Source organism: Rhodococcus sp. IEGM 1318 (genome assembly GCF_033142465.1).
Lineage (GTDB): Bacteria > Actinomycetota > Actinomycetes > Mycobacteriales > Mycobacteriaceae > Rhodococcus_F > Rhodococcus_F qingshengii_B.
Genome location: NZ_JAWLSC010000001.1, coordinates 33,138 through 54,134, shown reverse-complemented (window position 1 = coordinate 54,134; position 20,997 = coordinate 33,138). Strand labels below are relative to the sequence as shown.

Sequence of the window (20,997 nt, the reverse complement as noted above, 5' to 3'; positions counted from 1 at the left end):
AGTAAGAATGGACGTATGACTTCCGATCAGCAGCCCACCACCGGCGACGACCCCTACCTCTGGCTCGAAGACGTGACCGGTGAGTCTGCACTCGATTGGGTCCGTCAGCACAATGCCGTGACCGAGGAGCAGCTCACCGACAACGAGCGCTTCGATCGACTGCAGAGCGACGTGCGCGAGATCCTCGATACCGACGCGCGAATCCCCTACGTCCGCCGTCGAGGTGAGTTCCTCTACAACTTCTGGCGCGACAGCACCCACGTTCGCGGATTGTGGCGACGCACGACGTTCGATCAGTACGTCACCGACGACCCGGAATGGGACGTCCTGGTCGACCTCGACGCCCTGGCCGAGGCCGAGGGCGAGAACTGGGTCTGGAAGGGCACGCAACTTCTACGGCCACACCGCAACCGTGCATTGATCAGTCTCTCCCGCGGTGGGGCAGACGCGGCGGTCGTTCGCGAGTTCGACATCGACAAGCGCGAGTTCCTCGCTCCCGAGGGCGAGAATCCCGGCTTCTACCTTCCCGAGGCCAAGACCGACATCGACTGGATCGACATCGATACCGTCTACGTCGGAACGGATATCGGACCGGGGTCGCTCACCGATTCCGGATATCCCCGTCTGGCCCAGCGGTGGAAGCGCGGCACTCCCCTCTCCAGCGCCGAGACCGTCTACGAGGGCCAGGCCACGGACGTGGCCATCTCGGCTTCGCACGATCCGACGCCCGGATTCGAACGGGACTTCGTCACTCGCTCGGTCGATTTCTACAACTCTCAGCATTTCGAAGTTCGCCCCGACGGTGAACTGGTGCTCGTGGACGTCCCCGAGGACGCCGGTATCTCGATTCACCACGAGTGGTTGTTGATCCGCACCAAGTCCGTGTGGGTCGTCGAGGACACCGAATATCCGACCGGCGCACTGCTTGCCATCCGCTACGACGATTTTCTTGCCGGCTCACGAGCACTGACATCGATCTTCGAACCCGACGCACATTCCTCGCTCGAGCACTACACCTGGACGCGCGATCATCTGATTCTCGTGGTACTGACCGACGTGCGCACCACGCTGCGCATCCTGACGCCGGGCGAAAACGGCTGGGAGGATGGACCTTTCGAAGGACTTCCAGAACTGACCAGTATCGAAATTCTCGACACCGACCCCGATGTCAGCAACGAGTACTTCGTCAATTCGAGTGGATACACCTCCCCTGCAACTCTTCTGCACGGCGTGATCGGCGAAACCGAACCCACTGCACTCAAGCAAGCTCCCGCGTTCTTCGACGCCGAGGGCATCACCACGGAGCAGTTCTTCGCCACCTCCGCCGACGGCACCCTCATCCCCTATTTCGTGGTCCGCAATCCGCGTAGCGAGCCCGGCCCCACCCTGCTCTACGGGTACGGCGGATTCGAGATCTCGCTGACGCCGTCGTACAGCGGTTCTCTGGGCCGTGCCTGGCTGACGCAGGGCGGCACCTATGTGGTTGCGAACATTCGTGGTGGCGGCGAGTACGGACCCGGTTGGCACACACAGGTTCTCAAGGCCGGGCGCCACAAGGTGCACGAAGACTTCGCTGCCGTCGCGAGGGACCTCGTCGAACGCGGAATCACGACCCCGGATCTTCTGGCAGCTCAGGGCGGAAGCAACGGCGGCCTGCTGATGGGCATCATGCTGACCAAGTACCCCGAACTCTTCGGCGCCATCGTCTGTCAGGTCCCGCTGCTGGATATGCGCCGATTCCATCTCCTGCTGGCCGGCGCTTCGTGGATGGCCGAATACGGTGACCCCGATGTCCCGGAGGAGTGGGCATTCATCTCGGAGTACTCGCCGTATCAGAACATCGACGCCGCCGCGTCGTACCCACCGATCCTGATCGCGACGTCCACCCGCGACGACCGCGTCCACCCCGCGCACGCCCGCAAGATGGCTGCGAAGCTGGAAGAGGTGGGTAAACCGGTGCTGTATTTCGAGAACATCGAGGGTGGCCACGGCGGCGCCGCGGACAATGCTCAGCTGGCATTCAAGACCGCGCTGACCTACGAGTTCCTTTGGCAGAAACTCGGCTGATCTTTCAGCGGTCGCGCAACCACGCGACGACGCGCTCGCTCACGGCGGTGGGATTGCGTATCCAACCGTTGTGACCGAGTGGTTCGTCGATGTGCGTCATCGTCACTTGGGCCCCGGAGAGCTTGTCCACCAGGTTCTTTGCCGACCGGCGTGGAGCGAGATCGTCCCCTTCGATCGTGATCGACAGAACCGGCAAGGTCAGGCGAGCGATCCGCTCCTCGTAGTCGATATCCGCACCGATGGGTTCCATGCGACCGGTCCTGGCGAACCGTGCCCAATCGGTGATCAGTACTTTCGACTGTCGACCGAAGCCGCCGACGTTGACCCGGTCTCCCGGCCAGAAGCCGGCAATGTTGGCTGTCACCGACATCGCGGACGAACCCAGATAGAGTCCGGGCGCACGGATTCCGGGGAATCCGCGGTGATACGGCGATCCGGAGGCAACCAGGATCAGTCCGCCGAGCCGGCCCCGAATCCTCGACGCGTACATCACCCCGATCTGGCCGCCCATGCTGTGCCCCATCAGAAATGGTGTGCTGGCCGGGAACCGCTCGCGCACTACCTCGAACGTCGCCGGACAATCGATCGAGACCAGTTCCTGATATCCGAAAGCACTCGACGCGCTCGGGCGCGGTTTGCTGTCACCTTGGCCGCGCAGTTCACCGATGGCCGCGTTGAAGCCGGCTTCGACCAGGGCCTGCGCCACCGGATCGTAGAACCCGGCGGGAACTCCGAGCCCGGGCAACATCACCACCACGGGTGCGTCGTCGTTCGGTCCAGGAAACAGACGGATCGGGGTCACGGTGCCGTCGGGGAGTTGGATCGGTACGGTCTCCATTCAACTCACAGTAACCACCCACGCCGCGGATGGGCAGAGCACACGCGCCGACTATTCGAGGCTGCCCACGATCAGCGGATCCGGAGTACCCACGATCTCGTAATCCTTGTTGTCGTAATCGAACTGACTGAGCACGTGACGCATCGCGTTTATCCGCGCGCGTTTCTTGTCGTTGCTCTTGATGACGGTCCACGGAGCGGTGGCGGTATCGGTGAACCGGATCATCTCTTCCTTCGCCGCCGTGTACGCATCCCACTTGTCCAGAGAAGCGATGTCCATCGGCGAAAGCTTCCACTGCCGCACGGGATCGACCTGTCTGATCGCGAACCGCGTGCGCTGCTCCAGCGGTGAAACCGAGAACCAGAACTTGATCAAGCTGATGCCGTCGTCGACGAGCATCTGCTCGAACAACGGCACCTGGCGCAGAAATCGCTCATGCTCCTCGTCGGTGCAGAAACCCATGACCCGCTCGACCCCGGCCCGGTTGTACCAAGATCGATCGAACATCACCAGTTCCCCGGCGGCGGGAAGGTGCTGCACGTAGCGCTGGAAGTACCACTGCGTCGACTCGCGAGCCGACGGCTTCTCCAGCGCGACGACGCGAGCGCCACGAGGATTGAGGTGCTCCATGAATCGTTTGATCGTTCCGCCCTTGCCGGCAGCGTCGCGTCCTTCGAACACGATGGCGTGCCGTGCGCCGGTTTCTTTCGACCAGTTCTGCAGCTTGAGGAGTTCGATCTGCAGCAGACGCTTGGACATTTCGTACTCGTCCCGAGGCATCCGTGCGTCGTACGGGTAGCCCTCCCGCCAGGTGTCGACCTCGAAACCGTCCGGCGACGTCAGCAGCACCGGATCGTCGTCGTCATTGTCGTCGACGGTGAAGGCGGCGGTGTCGGCCAGATCGACGGCGGTCGAGAGATCCGCGAAGGCGCTGAGGAACGGTCGGCGTTCTGCTAAATCGGTCACCGCCGACAAGTTAGTCTCCCGCAGCAACCGTTCGGTGAAGCTGGGATGAACTACCGGGGTATGACACGACGGGCTCAAAAGATCAGGGTGCAGATGGGGGTCGTCCCCGATGGTTCCTGATGCGATCTCGCTTCAGAATTGAAGCATGACATTCGAAAGCAACACACCTCGCCCCTTCACCCGTTCCAACGACAAGAAAATGTTCGCCGGAGTGTGCGGCGGGATTGCAGATTACTTCGGCGCCGACGTCAATCTTGTCCGTCTACTCGCCGTTATCGCCGCTATTTGCACGGGTGGAACCGCGGCATTGGTATATCTCGCCGCCTGGATGCTCATGCCATTAGGGTGAGAATTCCGGCAATTCACATGGCGAGAATTACGCGCCGACAAAAGGTATTTCGGGGCCTACGCGCCAACACGAGCAGGCCCCGAAATCGACAATCTACTTGACGGCCAGGCCACTGACGCGGCCCAATCCTGACCGATGATCGCATCGACCGAGCCGGCAGCGTCCGCGACGGCCCCTTCAAGCATGACGTTCTCCATTAGACGTTCAGTGGTTCACTTGGGACGAGGAAATGACGCCAATCCGAAAACTCAGGGAATGACAGGCGGCGTAAAGCCGGGGGTGTCGAGAGATTATCGTTCGACCAACTCACGATTTTGGTCGGAAACTGCCTGCAGAAGCGTCGTGAACCCCACCCGCAATAATTCGATGTAGTGCTCGATATCCGGCATCGTCTCTCGCGAGACGATGACATTGAGCGTCAGAGAACCTCCACGCGCAGCAATGAGGAAGTGGCGCAGAATGTCTCCGTCGACCGGCGCCTGCCCACCGAGAACTGCCACCGCCGGCGCACCTTCGAAGACATTGCCGTCGACCGATACCGGGACATTGCTGATCGTCGTGTTCTGAATGACCTTGTGCGAAGGGTCAAGCTTGTTGATCCGACGCGAGAGACCGGTGAGTCTGAGCAGAGCCGCGGGCGACGTTTCGATGCGTGTGCCGTATCGACGGACGGCTGGGTGCAAACTCCGCCCCTTTGCCATCAGCGCCGAATCCCTGATTCGTGTCAGCCGCTCGACCGGATCTTCGACGTCCGTGTGCAGATCGACCGTCAACAGCGCCAGTTGGTTGGCCGATTCCCATTCGGCGATCTGCCGCATCGATCGGGGAACCATCGCCGCCAACCCACTGCCTGATTTCTCGCCCTTCTCCGACAGGTATGCGTCGAGAGCGCCGGCGACGACGGTCAGGAAGATGTCGTTGACCGTCACGTCCGGAACGGCCGCTCGGATCGCTTTGATGTCTGCGCCGTCCAGCGTCAGGAAATCGATCGTGATGTCTCCGCCCAGCATGCCGTTGAATCGGGTCGGCAGGCGGTCGGCCGAGTACGTAGGCAGCTCTCCGGCCTCTTCCGCCTCCCGAACCGTCTCGGCCGCAACCTTTGTCACGGACAGACCCCGGCCGAAACGGATCGCCTGGCCGGGCAAACCCACGACCGTGCGCCCGATCAAATCCAGCGACGAAAGCCCCGAACCGACACGCTTCGTCTCCGGCTTCGGCGGACCGGAGAACAGAAGGTTGGTCAGATCGCGGATCGCCAGACCGTCACCGGCCCCGTGGTGGGTCTTGAGCATGATCAGCGTCAGATTGCCCGGTAGCTCGTCGATCCCGTGCACTCCGGTCATGACGTGCAACTCCCAGGGCGGCCGGGACAAGTCCATCGGCTCACCGAGCGAGCACCCGAGCAATTCACGAACCGGCGCCCAACCGGCAACCGGGGCACGATGGACGTGCACGTGATCATCGACGTCGAAATCGGCCGGGACCCAATAGGGATAGTCCAGATCCAGCGGAACTCGCTGGAGTCGACTCGTGAACAGTGGCCAGTATCCGAATCTTTCGGTGATCCACCGAACCGCGTCGTCGTGCGTCATCTCTGCGAGCGGATGGCCCGTCGTGTCGAAGAAGTAGGCGCAGACCATGTGGCTCAGATGTCCGCCGGACTCGTTGTAGACGAACTCCGCGTCTCGCGGCCCCATCTGAGATACCGCGGCTGGCAACGAGTTCCGAAAGATCATGCATGCCCCTCAATTCCGACGCTGAACGAATGTCCGAATTGTAGCGAGCTGACATGCCGATCCTCTGGGTTCTGCTCGGAATCGTTGGGTATCACCGGATCCAGCAATCGGAAAAGGTGCCTGTGATTCCGATCGATCAGGAGGCAACCTCTTGGTTAGGTGAATCCGCAATCTGCATCGCGGCTGCCGCTGCCAAGTCATCGAAACTTGCCTCCCCCGCACGAGCAAAAGCCCGGCCCACCGAATGGTGGGCCGGGCTCTAGGAGCTAGGTGGAGATGGACTCAGAAGTCCATGCCGCCCATGCCGCCGGTCGGATCGCCTGCAGGCGCTCCGGCCTTCTCGGGCTTGTCAGCGACAACGGCTTCGGTCGTCAGGAACAGAGCCGCGATGGACGCTGCGTTCTGCAGTGCCGAGCGGGTGACCTTGACCGGGTCGTTGATGCCTGCAGCGAGCAGGTCGCCGTACTCGTTGGTCGCAGCGTTGAGGCCGTGACCTGCGGGCAGGTTGGAGACCTTGTCCGCAACAACGCCGGGCTCGAGGCCTGCGTTGAATGCGATCTGCTTGAGCGGAGCGGACAGTGCAACGCGAACGATGTTCGCGCCGGTTGCCTCGTCACCTTCGAGCTTGAGGTCGTCCAGTGCGGGAGCTGCCTGGAGAAGTGCAACGCCACCACCGGCGACGATGCCCTCTTCGACGGCTGCCTTTGCGTTACGCACTGCATCTTCGATGCGGTGCTTGCGCTCCTTGAGCTCGACCTCGGTAGCAGCGCCGGCCTTGATGACTGCAACGCCGCCGGCCAGCTTGGCCAGACGTTCCTGCAGCTTCTCACGGTCGTAATCCGAGTCGCTGTTCTCGATCTCGGCGCGGATCTGGCTGACACGACCGGCGATTGCGTCGGCGTCGCCGGCACCCTCGACGATGGTGGTCTCGTCCTTGGTGATGACGACCTTGCGTGCCTGGCCGAGGAGCTCGAGGCCTGCGGTCTCCAAGGAGAGTCCGACCTCTTCGCTGATGACCTCGCCACCGGTGAGGATGGCGATGTCGGCGAGCTGAGCCTTACGACGGTCACCGAAGCCGGGAGCCTTGACGGCAACAGACTTGAAGGTGCCACGGATCTTGTTGACCACGAGGGTGGAGAGAGCTTCGCCCTCGACGTCCTCGGCGATGATCAGGAGCGGCTTGCCGGACTGGATGACCTTCTCCAGCAGGGGCAGCAGGTCCTTGACCGTGGAGATCTTGGAGCTGACGAGCAGGATGTACGCGTCTTCGAGGACGGCTTCCTGACGCTCTGCATCGGTGGCGAAGTACGCCGAGATGTAGCCCTTGTCGAAGCGCATGCCCTCGGTGAGCTCGAGCTGCAGGCCGAAGGTGTTGGACTCCTCGACCGTGATGACGCCTTCCTTGCCGACCTTGTCCATAGCCTCGGCGATGAGCTCACCGATGGACGGGTCACCGGCGGAAATACCGGCGGTAGCAGCGATCTGCTCCTTGGTGTCGATCTCCTTGGCGGTCTCGAGCAGGCGAGCTGTGACAGCCTCGACAGCCTTCTCGATGCCGCGCTTGAGGCCGAGCGGGTTCGCGCCGGCTGCGACGTTGCGCAGACCTTCACGGACCAGTGCCTGTGCGAGAACGGTAGCGGTGGTGGTGCCGTCGCCAGCGACGTCGTCAGTCTTCTTGGCGACCTCCTTGACGAGCTCGGCGCCGATCTTCTCGTACGGGTCGTCGAGTTCGATCTCCTTGGCGATGGAAACACCATCGTTGGTGATCGTGGGGGCGCCCCACTTCTTTTCGAGAACGACGTTGCGACCCTTGGGGCCCAACGTCACCTTGACAGCGTCGGCGAGGGCGTTGAGGCCTCGCTCGAGGCCACGACGTGCCTCTTCGTCGAACGCGATGATCTTTGCCATTGCGAAGTGATCCTCCGGATAGGGGGTGACACACAAGGTGACCGCTCGTCGGGTCACCTCATCGGCACAAGGCGACCGTTTGACCGGTCACCTCATTACACGGGCGACCGATTTGCCTGGTCACCCATCTACGCCTGTGGTCTAGTCAGTGCCCGCGACGGACGACCGGGGGTGTCTATGGTTCCCGGTCTCACTGCCTCGACCTGGCACTCACGGTTCGCGAGTGCCAACTGCATTTTTAGCACTCGAGCGTGCCGAGTGCAAGGTTGAGCCTCAGCCCGCGATGCAGAACTGTCCGTTACTCAAATTGACCGCAAACGAGAGCACTCCGACGCAGTCGACGCCGTTGGCATCGGCCGTAGCGCCCGCCCCGTAACCGGCGATGGCGAAGGTGACATTTCCGTCAGCCGCCCCGGCCCGCGCGATACCGCCGCCGAGCGCGAATGCCTGCGCCTGACCGTTACCGCGAGAAGCCCCCAGCGCGGTTCCGAATCCGTTTGCATATGAATTGGAGTAGCCGTTGTCGGCGGCAACGCTCACTGCCGTACCGCTCTCGGCAGCACCGGCCTGCGAACGGCCGGCTCCGACGGACTGCGCGCCGCAGCTCGCGGTCTCTGAGACCTGGATGTCATTGGCCGACGGCGGCGAGACACACGTGACGGGGGCTGCCGAAGCAGCTCCCGCACCGGTCAGTGCCAGCCCGGCGGCGAGCCCCATACCTACAGTCATCACAGCCCCTGTTCTCGCCAGGCGGCCCCCCAACCGACTACTGGAAATTCCGCTGACTCGAGAGGATGAGCGACGGAACCAGACTGACGAGGTCAAGGGCATAGAAAACTCCTTCGTGGAACAGGTTCATTGGATTCGGGCGCGAGAGTACCCGCTCGAGTGAAGTCCGTCACCCCCGGCTGGTCAAGCCTCGAGGACGACCCCGAGAAGGGCCGGAAGATTCGCGACCGAATCGATGACGTGGTCGGGCTTCTGAACAGAGAGGTCGAGCACTGTTTGCCGAAACTTGCCTGTGCGCACCAGAACTCCGGTCAGGCCGACCCGCTGTGAGGAGAGGACGTCCCCGATCAAATCGTCGCCGACCATCACCGTCGCCTCAGGTTCGACATGCATCAGTTCCGTGGCTGTCAGGAACCCCGTGAGAGACGGTTTACCGACTGCGGCGATATTTACACCTGCCACTTCCTCGAAGCCCGGCAAGTACGTCCCGGTGTCGATCCGAAGGCCGTCTACGGTCTCCCACATCATCCCTCGGTGCATCGCGACGACGGGCACACCGGCGAGCAGTAGTTCGAGCACTCGGCTCAGCGCCTCGTGGGTGAACTCCGGGCCGGCGCCGCCGAGAATCACGACCTCGGGATCGGCGTCGTCGAATTCGATTCCCTCGAGATCGGCGGACACGTCACCGTGATTGAGTACCCACGCCCTCGCGTCCGGGTACGTCGCCCGCACGTACTCCCCCGTGAGCCTGGCGGCAGTAACTATCTGGCTCGCCTCCACCTCGATACCGGCGTCGCACAACCCCTGCGCGATGAGTGTCGAACTGCGCGAGGTGGTGTTGGTCAGAAACCCACAGGCCAATCCGCGCCGCCGAACTTCGCGTACTGCTTCCCCTGCTCCCTCGATCGGCTGCCAGGACGTGAGCAGGACTCCGTCGATATCGAACAGAACACCTTCGATGTCGGCCATTGCACCAGCCTATATTCGCCATCGAGGTCCTGCCGAGGCGTCGAAACCCGAAATCCGTCCATCGCTCAGTAGGCTCCCACCCATGGACCTGCGCGACGACGACCTCTTCTCCGTTGCCGGTTCTCTGGCCGAATTGCTCGGCGCTCCCGTCACGATCGAGGACGAGAACTCGACGGTTCTCGCGTACTCCGGCGGCGAGCAGGCCGTAGACGAAGCTCGCATCGGCACGATCCTCGGTCGGCAGGTACCCAGCCGATTCCGCCAATTACTCTCCGATGCAGGAGTATTCGATCGGCTTCACCGAGAGAGCGATCCCATCTACGTCGACCTCGAAGACCCCGCGATCACGCCGCGACTGGTTATCGCAGTTCGCGAGAACGATCACCCCGTCGGCTCGATCTGGGTCGCACTGGCCGGAACACCGACGCCCACACAGGAATCGATACTTCGTTCCGCGGTATCTGTCGTGGCCGAGAGAATCGCCTCGGAGCGTGACCGGGTCGACAGCACACGTCGTCGCCAATCCCAGCGCGTCCAAGCACTGATCGGCGGTGGCGAACCCGCATTCCGCGCCGCCGACGACTTGCGGTTGGCAGGTCCGCTCACGGTGGTCGCGGTCGGAACCGTCACGGGACCACTGCCGGCGGGATTGGTCGCCTCCTTGAGCTTGTACCTGGACACTCTGGCCGTCGACGCCGTGATCGCACAGTTGATCGACTCGACGTACCTTGTTGTCGGCGCTGACGAAGCGAACGCCCGCCGACTGTTGGAGGACTTCCTCAGCCGCGCCCGCACACGAGCACAACTTGCCGTTGCGGTGGGCCGCACCGTGAAATCAGCCAGCGAATGCCATTTGTCACGCGCCGACGCCGACCATGTTCTGGGCGCGCTGCGACACAACCGGTCCGGCGGGATTGTCGCGGGTATGAACGACACCTTGGCGTCGGTACTGGCCTTACATGTTGCCGACATATTCGACGGACTGAGCACCGCCACACCTATGCACGCCCTGGAAGGGTACGACCGTCGACATGGAAGCGAACTCGTCGCAACGGCCCACACCTTCCTCGACAAGGGCGGTGATGTCGCGAGTTCCTCCGCAGCATTGCATGTTCACCCCAACACTCTCCGCAATCGATTACGCCGCTGCAAGGAGATGTGCGGGGTTGACCTGAGCGACGCGGACACTCGACTGATCCTGATGCTTCAGTTCAAACTACGAAGTTCCTGAGCCGGCGAAGAAGGTATCGGAGCATCTCCCGTGCCGCTCCACTTTGGGAGGTATTCGACAAAATATCACCCAAAAGTATTAACGACCAGTCCACCAAAAGTCATAATTACCGGCCACGATTCCCAAAACCCAGCAATTCGGCAATCATCAATCTTGCAATCTGGTTAGCGTTCCGCAAGATCTTCCTCTCACGGCCCAAATAGGCCATTTTGGTTGCCTGACCAGCATAAATGAAACACGTTTCAGTTTGGTTCTACAAATTCCTAGTCAAAGTGGACTTGCTCGAGCTAACCTCATTCTCGTCACGCCACATAAGACCCCGAACGCCACACGGATCTCTTAGCAGAACGATCGCAAGGGTCCGTGCACTAGTCGAACCTGCTCTTTGTGGAATGCAACAAGCATGCGCCGATGTACAAAAAGTCTTCCAGATCTATCGAAAGGATGGAACTTCATATGATCGCAATGTTCCTTCAAGCAACGGCTGCGTTGTTCACCGGATTACTGGACAATGTATGGAGCGGATCCCTAGTGCCCGGCGTCGAGGGCGCCACCGGCTCGCTAGCCGGATTAATCGAGACCGGCTCATCGCAACCCTGATCCATTTCAGAACATCACCCAACGACAGGAGTAAACGATGGATCTAGGATCGATGGTGCCTTACCTCAAGGAACCGATAATTTTGCAGATCATTTCATTGCTCGTATACAGAGGCTCCATGGCGTCAGTCGACTTCGACTGGCAACCCCCACTCGGCTGACTTCAACAGAATTTCCTACCGTGATAAAAATCTACCGCAAGGAGCGTTAGCATAGTGGATACAGCAAGTATCATCGACGCAGTCACGAGCATTGATTCGCAATCATTGCTTCCCCCGTTCGTTTATGTGCAGGCAATAGTCGACGGCATCTTCAAGTCTATCTCCGCAGCCATCAACCTAATGGCTAGCGGTTCCGCAGGTATTGGTGGAAGCATTCAGACCGCCCTCGGCTCGACCGTCGCCCCGTAGTCGGGAGAGGAGACAATAATGTTCGATCTTTCAATGAGCTATCTGTCGGATCTGGTGGGATTTGGCTCAATCGACCTAGTAGGTACGTTCGCGAAGTATCTCAACACCCTGTCCGCGTACACGCCGACGCCGCTCTAAGGAAAGGTGATTTACAATGCTGCAAAGATATATCACCAGTTTGATCGCCTGGGCTACTGGGACCATAGAGTTGACCGGCCTGGGAAGTACCATTCTGCAGAAGTAAATTCTCTGGTGCAACTTCTCTACTCTGAACTTCGATGATCCCCGAGGCTCCAATTCGCCTCGGGGGTCATTTCGCGTTCCAAGTACGAGAGTTTTCCAGGCACGAGAGTTCCGGGCCACGAGAGTTCCGGGGCACGGACACTTTGATCCGGCACCCGCCACGTGAGGAGTTCGACATGAGACTGCCCAGCCTGCTGGATGCGGCTGTCACACAGGTGAATCCGCGAGACGCGGACTTCGTCTACAACGAGTCCGCCGGCCACCTGAAGCATCTGGTCGGCGTGTACTTCTTCGAAACATCTCAGCACCCAGCCGCAGAATTCACGCAGGCGCAAGCCGTCGATTGGGTCACCGCCAGGCTCGGACACAATCGCATGTTCACCCACCGCATCCAGCACACGCCACTGGGACTCGGCCATCCGTACTGGGTTCCAGACCCCAACCTGGATGTGGGCGACCACGTGCGGGTCGCCGCGATTTCCGAGCCGGGTTGGGCACCATTTCAAGAAATGCTCAGCGCCCTGCTGACCTCGAGAATGGATCTCAGCCGCCCACCGTGGGAACTGCACTTTTTCACGGGGATCGAGGGGCTTGACGCTCTACCCGGCAGGCTGACGGCGGTTGTGCTCAAGTCTCATCACAGCGCGGCCGACGGAATCGCCATCCGAATGCTGGGTGAAGCCATATTTTCGGATGCGCAACGGCCGAGGAAATCAGCACCTGCAATACGGTTCCTACGGGGACGTCTCTTCACGCGATCAGTGCTGAGTTTCCCCGGCCAACTTATCCAGTTCGCCAAGAGCATTCCGGGCAATCGGGCTGCTGCCCGTGCGGTAGTCGAGGCGAAGAGTGCTGGAGAATGGGACGAGTGCATCTACGAAAGTACTAGCACCCGCTTCAACTGCAAGGTAAGCGGGTCGGCATTGGTGGAGCCGATCATCCTCGCAGGCAACGAGGTTCGGCATGTGAAGAACGCAGTCCCCGGAGCGACTGTCAACGACGTCCTTCTGGCTGTGGTCGGTTGCGCGATGGCGCGATACCTTACCGAGAAGAGCGAAGCGCCTCGAGGTTCTCTGTTCGCGATGGTTCCGCGGTCCATGCGCAAGCAAGAGGAGTGGGAGTCCGCAAACCAATTGGTGAATCTGTCCGTGAACATGCACACCACGATCACGGATCCGCTGAAGAGACTCGCTCTCATCGCAGAGTCTGCACGCTCGGAGAAGGCCCGTACGTCCCACACAGCGGTCCGGCGGATGAGCACAGTGTTGGAGACCCTACCCGCTCCGATAGCGCGGTTGATGGCATATTCACGTCACCATGACGACTACAGCCCGGATGGGCCGCGGTATCAGCACACGATGGTGAGTAACATTCCGCTCTCGGTCAACGGACTGACCCTGAACGGGGCAACTGGCACTGCCGTACTCGCTAATCAAGCACCGGTCGACGGTGACGGGCTGCGGCACTTCATGGTAGCTGCGAGTGGCGGCAACCTAGCGCTGAACGTGATTGCAGACGCCGCAACGATGCCAGATCTAGGCCACTACCTGGAGTTGCTTCGCGCGAGTTTCGAGGAACTGAAGGAAGCCGCAAAGACGCGTGAGCTCGAGAGCAACTCGACCGTCATCGCATCCTGATCCCTTATTCACCAAGACATTACGAGCCCGGCCTACCACTGCGGTAGGTCGGGATTCTTGTCGAGCGGGTAATTCTGCACGTAACTCGCATCCACATGGTCTGGATGCGCCTCCCGGCACACACTTCTGGCACTCACGCACAAGACTACGCAAAACAGCGCTGCCTGAGTGGGGTGTCAGGCAGCGCTGCTAATCACCGGGTCCGGATTGACTATGGATGCAGAACGCCCGCACCCGAATTCAGTGCCGGGTAACTACCGGTCGCACCCACCGCATTGGCGGGAATGCATGAGGTCGGCGCACTGACTGTCCCGAAGATAGGCACTGACGCCTTCGATGTGAAACGGAAGTAATTCGCCGAGAAGTTATACATCTGGGCCGCGGTGCCCTGAGTGTCGAACTTCACGTCCAACGCACTGTTCCGAGTTTGGAAACTAATCTTCGGAAGCTGGTATGTCACGCCTACGCCGACATCCGCACCGTCCACGATCAGTTGCGATCCGGTATCGGTGAGAGTGACCGTGCCTGTGTAGCCCGAACCGGAACCGGCCACCAGTGCGGCCGATCCTGCGACGAACGTCGCTGGGTCATAGCGGTAGACAAGCCTGACGTCATCAATGCCGAGGAATGTGACACCCGAGACGCCAGAACTGCTGGGCGTCGTCGCTGAACCGGGCTGAAGGGTGTATGAATTTACCCCGGGCGTGGCATTCACAGTGACGTGGTTAGCCGTGACCGAGGTTGGAACTACCTGATCCACGGTCTGCCCAACACTTACAGCGCGGCACGCCTGGTTATAGCTCGTCACCGTCGTACCTGCAGTTGCCGACGCCGGTGCAACTGCTGCGAATACCATGCCCGCCGAAGCAGTTACTACTGCTAGAGCGGCCACCGTACGTTTTGCCGTTGAAACATGCATATCTTCTACTCCTCATTCCCTTTCGGGATCGGTTTATAGCGTTGATAGCACTTCCTGCCAAAACGCAGTTCGAGTAAAGTTGAACTACTGCATTGACAGCCTCCGCATCACCGGAAGTTTCGCGGCGAAGGGGAAGTCTTTGAGGCCGTGCGCAGCACGATAGGATTTGTTCACTACCGATGCACGACCGAAATCTTGACAACGGAGATTAGCGATACGACATCACCCGGGAATCATGTCTCGATTCCGAAAAAGATGACGTCCGACCGTGAGAAACCACCTCCAATCAGCTGGTTTGGTAGCACTAATTCCACTGGATGCTCACACCGAGCGGTAAGTTGGAACAGCTGATCGACGATTGAAGGCCATTCACGATTTGCCGCTTATGTGATGACCGTCACCATACCTCAATTACTAGAACTTGTAACAGTTTTTGAAAGAAATCTCTCGAAAACTTGAAATGGCGCCCCCACTTACATCCAGGATTTGCACGCGACTAATACCAAGGAACTAACATTCAGCGAAACATTAATACTAAAGTATTAACAACGCAGCTCATTCCAGAGATGGTTAATACTTTAGTATTAATTCAAAAGTTCCAGCGCATTTACGAACCGACTCACTGTGATTCGCTTCCCAAGCGAGGGCTGTGCACTCGCACAACGCATTCCCCGAAGCTGTGGCCGAACGGCCAGTCCTTTTGCCGCCCCCGCGATTCATGCTTGGGAGAAGAGCCGGATGTGACCGGCGTCTCGGTTCGAGCAGAGTCTGTAGAAGGAGTGCGTCATGGGAACTCGTCAAAGCCCCGATCGTGTGGTCGTGGTCGGTGCGGGTGTTGTCGGATTGTCGACGGCCTGGTTCTTGCAGGAACGTGGAGTCGAGGTCACCGTCGTCGATCGCGACGGCGTCGCAGCCGACGCGAGCTGGGGCAACGCCGGTTGGCTTGCGCCCGCATTGACGCTTCCGCTACCCGAACCCGCGGTGCTCCAATACGGCTTGCGCGCGATGCTCAGCCCGTCGTCACCGGTGTACGTGCCACTGACCACCGACCTGAAACTGATTCGGTTCCTGGTCGGGTTCGCGCGCCACTGCACTCCGTCGAAGTGGCAGGAAGCGATGTCGGTCTACACCGAGGTCAACCGAACAGCCTTGGGCGCGTACGACGAACTCGCCGACGGTGGCGTCAAAGAGCTGACCCGCCTGGCCGATCCTTTCCTCGCCGCGTTTGCGTCCGAGAAGGACCGACAGACCTTGGTGGACGAGTTCCATCACGTCGAAGCTGCCGGCGGCGAGGTCGACTTCGACCTCCTCGACTACGACGCGATTCATTCGCTCGAGCCTTCACTCGGCCAGGGTGTGAAAGCCGGTTTGCGTCTGCGTAATCAGCGTTTCATCGATCCCCCGTTGTTCGTGAACTCGTTGGCGGACGCGGTTCGTGAACGTGGTGGAGAAATCGTCAGCGGTTTCGACGTCACGCAGATCGACGATCGGGTCGGCGGAGTCAGTGTTCGCAGTGCACACGGTGATTCACGCGACGGTGACTCCGTAGTCATCTCGAGTGGTGCCCGCTTGAACAAGCTCGCCGCACCGTTCGGTGTGCGCAAACTGGTGCAGGCCGGACGCGGATACAGCTTCAGTGTCAAGCCTGAGCACCTCCCCAAGAACCCTGTGTATTTCCCCACCCAGCGCGTCGCATGCACGCCGTTGCACGATCGCTTCCGAGTCGCAGGAATGATGGAATTCCGCAGCCCTGACGCGCCGCTGGATCCGCGCCGGGTGCAGGCGATCATCGATGCGGCCAAGCCGATGCTCAGCGGCATCGACTGGACTGCACGGGAAGAGGAGTGGGTGGGCTCACGGCCGTGCACTACCGACGGTTTGCCGTTGATCGGCGCCACGCGCTCGTCGCGCGTGCACGTCGCCGGTGGTCACGGAATGTGGGGAATCGCCCTGGGTCCGTTGACCGGAAAGATGGTGGCCGACTCGATGACCGGCGCTCAGACGCCAACCGTCATGCGCCACTTCGATCCGCTGCGCTGACAGCCGGTTTCACCCACTTGTAGTACGCGCCCGTCAGCAGAACCAGCCATCCGGCACCGACGAGCAAGGCAACTCGGGTATCGACGATGACGCCGAGCAACACGATGACAAAAGCCAGGAACACGATCGCGAAGATCTGACCGTACGGCCACAGCGGCACTGGAAACTTCAGTGCCGCTGTTTCGTCTGCACTCATCTGAGCGCGGGAACGGAACTGCGAGAGCAGGATCATGATCCAGACGAAAATCGTGGCGAAGGTGGCCAGCGAGGCGATGACGAGGAATACCTGGTCCGGGATCAGGTAGTTGAGCAGGACTCCCACCAACAGGGCAACGGTCATGATGACAACGGTCATCCACGGAACACCGTTGGCGGAGACTCTCTTCATCACCTGTGGAGCCTGGCCGGCGTGCGACATCCCGAACATCATGCGACCGGCACCGAAGACGTCGCTGTTGATGGCCGACAGGGCCGCGGTGATGACAACGATGTTGAGGATCGAAGCGGCCGTTCCCAATCCGAGATTCTCGAAGATCTGGACGAACGGGCTGTTGTCGGAGTTGATGGTCTGCCACGGAATGATCGCCATGATGACAGCCAGGGTGCAGATGTAGAAGAGAATGATGCGCACCGGGACAGTGTTGACGGCTTTCCTGATGGTCTGCGCCGGATCCTCGGCTTCGCCCGCGGTGATACCGATGATCTCGGTGCCACCGAACGCGAACATGACGATCGCAAAGCACGCGACGAATCCGCCGAAGCCCGTCGCGAAGAACCCACCGTCCGACCAGACGTGGCTGATTCCGGCATCGGTGTCGTGAACGCCGAATCCGAACACGATGATCGCGATGCCCCCGGCGATCATCGCGACGATGGCGGTGATCTTCACGAGCGTGAACCAGAATTCCAGTTCACCGAAAACCTTGACGCTCAACAGGTTTATCGCGCCGATGAAGAAGACGACAGCCAGAACCCAGATCCATCTCGGTACGTCCGGGAACCAGAACTGCATGTAAAGGCCGAAGGCGGTGACGTCGGCGAGGCACACGATCACCATCTCGAACGTGTACGTCCACCCGGTCATGAAACCGGCGAGTGGTCCGAGGTGCTTGCTCGCGTACTCGCTGAACGAACCGGAGACCGGGTTGCGGACCGCCATCTCGCCGAGCGCTCGCAGCACCAGATAGACCGCGATTCCGCCGATCAGATAGGCCAGGAGCACCGACGGACCGGCCCGTTTGATGGCCTCGGCGCTGCCGTAGAACAGTCCGGTTCCGATTGCTGATCCGAGGGCGATGAAGCGGATGTGGCGTGCCGTCAGCCCTCGTTTGAGACCATCCTGCGTCGCGGCGTCGCTGTTCACTTCTCGGTACTCCAGTCGGATGGATCGTCATACGTGCGCGAACCATTGTCCGCTACCACCGCGCGTGTTCCCGCACGACCCTGTTGGACGGCCGTACAGTGACCTGACACACATGGTCCATTGACGGATCGCTTACGATCGACAAAAGTGTTTGTAACTTTACGTAGCATCAACTCGACTGGAGAGACTGTGTCCAACACCCTCGAAGCAAGCATCGACATCGACGCATCACCGCAGGATGTGTGGGCAATCGTCGCCGACCTGCAACGCATGGGCGAATGGAGCCCACAGTGCAAGGTGATGAAGGTGATCGGCGGGACCGTACGTGAGGGTGCCAAGACCATCAACATCAACCGCAAGGGCCTGCTGGTCTGGCCGACGTCGTCGAAGGTCGTCCGCTTCGAACCCAACAAGTCGGTGGCGTTCCGTATCGCGGAGAACCGCACGATCTGGTCCTATGAACTCGAGCCGACCGCTACCGGCACCAAAGTGACCGAGCGTCGTGAGGCTCCCACCGGAACGTCGAAGGTCTCGCAGTTCCTCGTCAAGACCGTCCTGGGCGGAAACGCCGACTTCGAGGTCGAGCTCGTCGAAGGCATGAACGCCACCTTGAAGCGTGTGAAGAGCGAGGCCGAGGCGGCCGCACGCACCTCTGCTTGACCCTCGACCTGGTCGAGGCATCAGGATCCGTTCCATGGATCCCGTGATGACACAGATAGCGCAGGCACAAGAATTGGCGAGCTCCGGCGATCGAGCCGGGGCTCGCTCTGCGTTCGAGAAGGTGTGGGAAGAGATCAGCGTCGCCCCAGACGCGCTCCACGTCGTCTCCCTCGCGCACTACATGGCCGACGTTCAAGACGATCCCGCTCAGGAGCTCTGCTGGGACCTGCGCGCCCTCGACGCTGCCGATTCGTTGACCGACGCGCGAGCCCAGGAACACCACGCATCGCTGCAGGTCGCCGGTTTCTATCCATCGCTGCACCTCAACCTGGCTGCCGACTACCGCAAACTCGGACGCAACGCCGAGGCCGTCGAGCATCTGACGAAGGCCGAGGCGTCGGTCGGCACACTCGCCGACGACGGTTACGGCCGGATGATCAGGGGCGCCATCGAGCGACTGCGGGCAGAATTGATCCGTGACCACTAGTTCCGCCCTCCTGACGATCGGCGAGATGTCCCGGGCGTCGGCGCTCCCGATCAGCGCGCTGCGGTTCTATGACAAGGAAGGCGTGCTCGTGCCGCATTCCGTCGATCCGCACACCGGTTACCGCTGGTACACCGACGACCAGCTCCGCAACGCACGTGTGATCGCCGGTATGCGACGCGTCGGTGTTCCGATCCGCGACATGATGGCCGTCCTGACCGGGCCGGAACCCCATTCGTGCCTGGACGCCCATCTGCGCAACCTCGAGGACGGTCTCGCCGACGCCCGCGCCGAACTGGGGCGAATTCACCGGCTGATCGACTCGCTACCTGCCTCCGGCAGCGTAGACATCGACTCCTGGGATCTACGACGCGCACTCGACGCCGTGCTGTTCGCCGTGAACGAGGAATCGGACTTCCCGATACTTCGCGGCGTCCACCTCGACATTCACGACGGCGTCGCTGCGTTTGTCACCACTGATCAGTTCCGGCTCGCGGTCGCCGAGGTGAAAGTTCACTCCGCTCTGACAGTGTCCGCCGTCGTTCCCGTGGCCTTCGCGCGATTGTTACGCGACGTCGCCGGCGTCGTGACGTTGACTTTCTCCGCGCGCACGGTGAGTGCGTCGTATCCGGGAGGAGAGGTGTCCAGCCCGCTGATCGAGGACGGCGAGTTCCCCGATCACCGAATCCTGCGCGAGCACCACGACGCGGTCGAACTGAGCGGCGACCACCTTGCCGCCCTGCTCAACGGCACCGGACACGGCGCCGTCGTCAGCATCGACGAAGACGGCGGTGCCCGGGTGGATCCGGGTGCAATGGATCCCCGTGAGAGGTTCCGAGTACTGGTCGACCGGCAGCGACTGCGCGACGCCGCAGCGGCCCAACCGGGGCGGCAACTGGTGATCCGAGTAAGCGGCGCGACGCTGCCGCTGGCGATACGCACGGGCGACTGTGTCGGGTACTACTCGTACTTGATGCCACTGCAGGGACGTGCATGATGTGGCAGTAGCCCGTAGGAGAGAAGGCATTCACGTAATCTATGGATGCTCTACCACCCCGTACTGTCAGTGCGACCAGCAGAAGACCTACCGAGTAGTTAGAGGAGCCTGTGGCACGCCGACCCACACCCCCCGGAACCCCGCAACCCACCGGGATCGGACATATCGTCGATCTGGTTCGCCATGCGATTCCGCCACTTCATCCCGCCGGCCTGCCGTTCGTGCTGGCCCCGCTGGGAGTTGCAGCTCTGGGCCGCAACCGTAAGTGGGTGCGCCGAGCCGGTCTGACCACCGCCGCCGCATGCGCCACGTTCTTCCGTCACCCGCACCGGGTGCCGCCCAACCGCATCGGCGTCGTCGTCGCACCCGCCGACGGCGAGGTGGCGCTGGTCGACAACGCCGTTCCGCCCGCCGAGCTCAATCTCGGAAGCGAGCCGCGCCCGCGCGTCAGCATCTTCCTCTCGGTTCTCGACGTGCATGTCCAGCGCAGCCCTGTCGGTGGAACGGTCAAAGAGGTCGTTCACCAGGCAGGCAAGTTCCTCTCCGCAGATCTCGCCGACGCCAGCGAGGTCAACGAGCGCAACAGCATGCTCATCGAAACCGCCGATGGTCACGACGTTGCGGTTGTCCAGATCGCGGGACTGCTCGCACGCCGCATCGTCTGTTACGCCGGTGTCGGTGACGTCCTGCCGATCGGCGACACGTACGGACTGATCCGTTTCGGCTCGCGCGTCGACACGTACTTCCCCGCCGGAACCACACTCCTGGTCGAGCCGGGACAACGCACGATCGGTGCTGAAACAGTTATCGCGCAACTGCCGTGAAGACGCCGAAGATGAAGTCAGCCGTGAA

Annotated in this window: 17 protein-coding genes; 9 read left to right on the top strand and 8 right to left on the bottom strand. The window is 61.0% G+C overall.

The features are described from left to right. Positions 1-15: 15 nt before the first annotated feature. On the top strand, positions 16-2,067 hold the full coding sequence (locus R4P65_RS00245; protein ID WP_317825062.1) for a prolyl oligopeptidase family serine peptidase: 2,052 nt from the start codon (positions 16-18) through the stop codon (positions 2,065-2,067). Between the two features lie 4 nt (positions 2,068-2,071). Here R4P65_RS00245 and R4P65_RS00240 read toward each other — a convergent pair whose 3' ends face one another. Both R4P65_RS00240 and ppk2 read right to left on the bottom strand, forming a co-directional pair. Next, positions 2,072-2,905: an alpha/beta fold hydrolase gene (locus tag R4P65_RS00240; protein WP_054827775.1), complete on the bottom strand. Its 834-nt coding sequence runs from the start codon at positions 2,903-2,905 to the stop codon at positions 2,072-2,074. Between the two features lie 51 nt (positions 2,906-2,956). Continuing rightward, complete coding sequence (ppk2, locus tag R4P65_RS00235; RefSeq protein ID WP_007733731.1) at positions 2,957-3,871, bottom strand: polyphosphate kinase 2; 915 nt, start codon at positions 3,869-3,871, stop codon at positions 2,957-2,959. Between the two features lie 145 nt (positions 3,872-4,016). Between ppk2 and R4P65_RS00230 the strand changes: the two genes are divergently transcribed. Continuing rightward, on the top strand, positions 4,017-4,220 hold the full coding sequence (locus tag R4P65_RS00230; RefSeq protein WP_003941534.1) for a PspC domain-containing protein: 204 nt from the start codon (positions 4,017-4,019) through the stop codon (positions 4,218-4,220). A 290-nt stretch (positions 4,221-4,510) separates the two neighbouring features. On the opposite strand, the gene R4P65_RS00225 is transcribed toward R4P65_RS00230, so the two are convergent. From R4P65_RS00225 to R4P65_RS00210, 4 genes are all read right to left on the bottom strand, one after another. After that, a complete protein-coding gene (locus R4P65_RS00225) occupies positions 4,511-5,956 on the bottom strand; it encodes a wax ester/triacylglycerol synthase domain-containing protein (RefSeq protein ID WP_283310018.1) in 1,446 nt (481 codons plus the stop codon). A 282-nt stretch (positions 5,957-6,238) separates the two neighbouring features. Next, on the bottom strand, positions 6,239-7,864 hold the full coding sequence (groL, locus tag R4P65_RS00220; protein WP_003941476.1) for a chaperonin GroEL: 1,626 nt from the start codon (positions 7,862-7,864) through the stop codon (positions 6,239-6,241). Positions 7,865-8,137: 273 nt separating this feature from the next. Then, positions 8,138-8,695 (bottom strand): DUF6764 family protein, encoded by a 558-nt coding sequence (locus R4P65_RS00215; protein WP_317825058.1) that lies wholly within the window; start codon positions 8,693-8,695, stop codon positions 8,138-8,140. 81 nt (positions 8,696-8,776) lie between these two features. Then, positions 8,777-9,562: an HAD-IIA family hydrolase gene (locus R4P65_RS00210; protein ID WP_317825056.1), complete on the bottom strand. Its 786-nt coding sequence runs from the start codon at positions 9,560-9,562 to the stop codon at positions 8,777-8,779. 82 nt (positions 9,563-9,644) lie between these two features. Here R4P65_RS00210 and R4P65_RS00205 point away from each other — a divergent pair, with 82 nt between their 5' ends. Continuing rightward, on the top strand, positions 9,645-10,793 hold the full coding sequence (locus R4P65_RS00205) for a PucR family transcriptional regulator (protein WP_007733721.1): 1,149 nt from the start codon (positions 9,645-9,647) through the stop codon (positions 10,791-10,793). Between the two features lie 1,428 nt (positions 10,794-12,221). After that, complete coding sequence (locus R4P65_RS00200; protein WP_317825053.1) at positions 12,222-13,682, top strand: wax ester/triacylglycerol synthase domain-containing protein; 1,461 nt, start codon at positions 12,222-12,224, stop codon at positions 13,680-13,682. A gap of 211 nt (positions 13,683-13,893) precedes the next feature. Here the strand turns inward: R4P65_RS00200 and R4P65_RS00195 are convergent, their stop codons facing one another. Continuing rightward, complete coding sequence (locus tag R4P65_RS00195; protein ID WP_147307994.1) at positions 13,894-14,601, bottom strand: hypothetical protein; 708 nt, start codon at positions 14,599-14,601, stop codon at positions 13,894-13,896. Between the two features lie 786 nt (positions 14,602-15,387). Between R4P65_RS00195 and R4P65_RS00190 the strand changes: the two genes are divergently transcribed. Then, the gene (locus tag R4P65_RS00190; protein WP_317825050.1) at positions 15,388-16,641 is read left to right on the top strand and encodes an NAD(P)/FAD-dependent oxidoreductase; all 1,254 of its coding nucleotides are present in this window, start codon (positions 15,388-15,390) and stop codon (positions 16,639-16,641) included. On the opposite strand, the gene R4P65_RS00185 is transcribed toward R4P65_RS00190, so the two are convergent. Beyond that, positions 16,613-18,004, bottom strand: coding sequence for an amino acid permease (locus R4P65_RS00185; RefSeq protein WP_317825048.1), 1,392 nt, complete (start codon positions 18,002-18,004; stop codon positions 16,613-16,615). The two genes, R4P65_RS00190 and R4P65_RS00185, sit on opposite strands and share 29 nt — an antisense overlap. Before the next feature lie 189 nt (positions 18,005-18,193). Here R4P65_RS00185 and R4P65_RS00180 point away from each other — a divergent pair, with 189 nt between their 5' ends. The 4 genes from R4P65_RS00180 (at position 18,194) to R4P65_RS00165 (ending at position 20,969) form a co-directional block, all read left to right on the top strand. Beyond that, the gene (locus R4P65_RS00180; RefSeq protein ID WP_230816847.1) at positions 18,194-18,664 is read left to right on the top strand and encodes an SRPBCC family protein; all 471 of its coding nucleotides are present in this window, start codon (positions 18,194-18,196) and stop codon (positions 18,662-18,664) included. A 34-nt stretch (positions 18,665-18,698) separates the two neighbouring features. Further along, on the top strand, positions 18,699-19,151 hold the full coding sequence (locus tag R4P65_RS00175) for a hypothetical protein (protein WP_317825045.1): 453 nt from the start codon (positions 18,699-18,701) through the stop codon (positions 19,149-19,151). Continuing rightward, the gene (locus R4P65_RS00170) at positions 19,141-20,145 is read left to right on the top strand and encodes a MerR family transcriptional regulator (RefSeq protein WP_317825044.1); all 1,005 of its coding nucleotides are present in this window, start codon (positions 19,141-19,143) and stop codon (positions 20,143-20,145) included. Before R4P65_RS00175 ends, R4P65_RS00170 begins: the two co-directional genes overlap by 11 nt. Before the next feature lie 110 nt (positions 20,146-20,255). Next, positions 20,256-20,969 (top strand): phosphatidylserine decarboxylase, encoded by a 714-nt coding sequence (locus R4P65_RS00165; RefSeq protein ID WP_003941540.1) that lies wholly within the window; start codon positions 20,256-20,258, stop codon positions 20,967-20,969. Positions 20,970-20,997: the final 28 nt, after the last annotated feature.

Excerpts from the sequence above, each read along its gene's own strand:
- R4P65_RS00245 (WP_317825062.1), top strand. The coding sequence starts at position 16 with ATGACTTCCGATCAGCAGCCCACCACCGGCGACGACCCCTACCTCTGG.
- R4P65_RS00240 (WP_054827775.1), bottom strand. The coding sequence starts at position 2,905 with ATGGAGACCGTACCGATCCAACTCCCCGACGGCACCGTGACCCCGATC.
- R4P65_RS00230 (WP_003941534.1), top strand. The coding sequence starts at position 4,017 with ATGACATTCGAAAGCAACACACCTCGCCCCTTCACCCGTTCCAACGAC.
- R4P65_RS00225 (WP_283310018.1), bottom strand. The coding sequence starts at position 5,956 with ATGATCTTTCGGAACTCGTTGCCAGCCGCGGTATCTCAGATGGGGCCG.
- groL (WP_003941476.1), bottom strand. The coding sequence starts at position 7,864 with ATGGCAAAGATCATCGCGTTCGACGAAGAGGCACGTCGTGGCCTCGAG.
- R4P65_RS00215 (WP_317825058.1), bottom strand. The coding sequence starts at position 8,695 with ATGCCCTTGACCTCGTCAGTCTGGTTCCGTCGCTCATCCTCTCGAGTC.
- R4P65_RS00210 (WP_317825056.1), bottom strand. The coding sequence starts at position 9,562 with ATGGCCGACATCGAAGGTGTTCTGTTCGATATCGACGGAGTCCTGCTC.
- R4P65_RS00205 (WP_007733721.1), top strand. The coding sequence starts at position 9,645 with ATGGACCTGCGCGACGACGACCTCTTCTCCGTTGCCGGTTCTCTGGCC.
- R4P65_RS00200 (WP_317825053.1), top strand. The coding sequence starts at position 12,222 with ATGAGACTGCCCAGCCTGCTGGATGCGGCTGTCACACAGGTGAATCCG.
- R4P65_RS00195 (WP_147307994.1), bottom strand. The coding sequence starts at position 14,601 with ATGCATGTTTCAACGGCAAAACGTACGGTGGCCGCTCTAGCAGTAGTA.
- R4P65_RS00190 (WP_317825050.1), top strand. The coding sequence starts at position 15,388 with ATGGGAACTCGTCAAAGCCCCGATCGTGTGGTCGTGGTCGGTGCGGGT.
- R4P65_RS00175 (WP_317825045.1), top strand. The coding sequence starts at position 18,699 with ATGGATCCCGTGATGACACAGATAGCGCAGGCACAAGAATTGGCGAGC.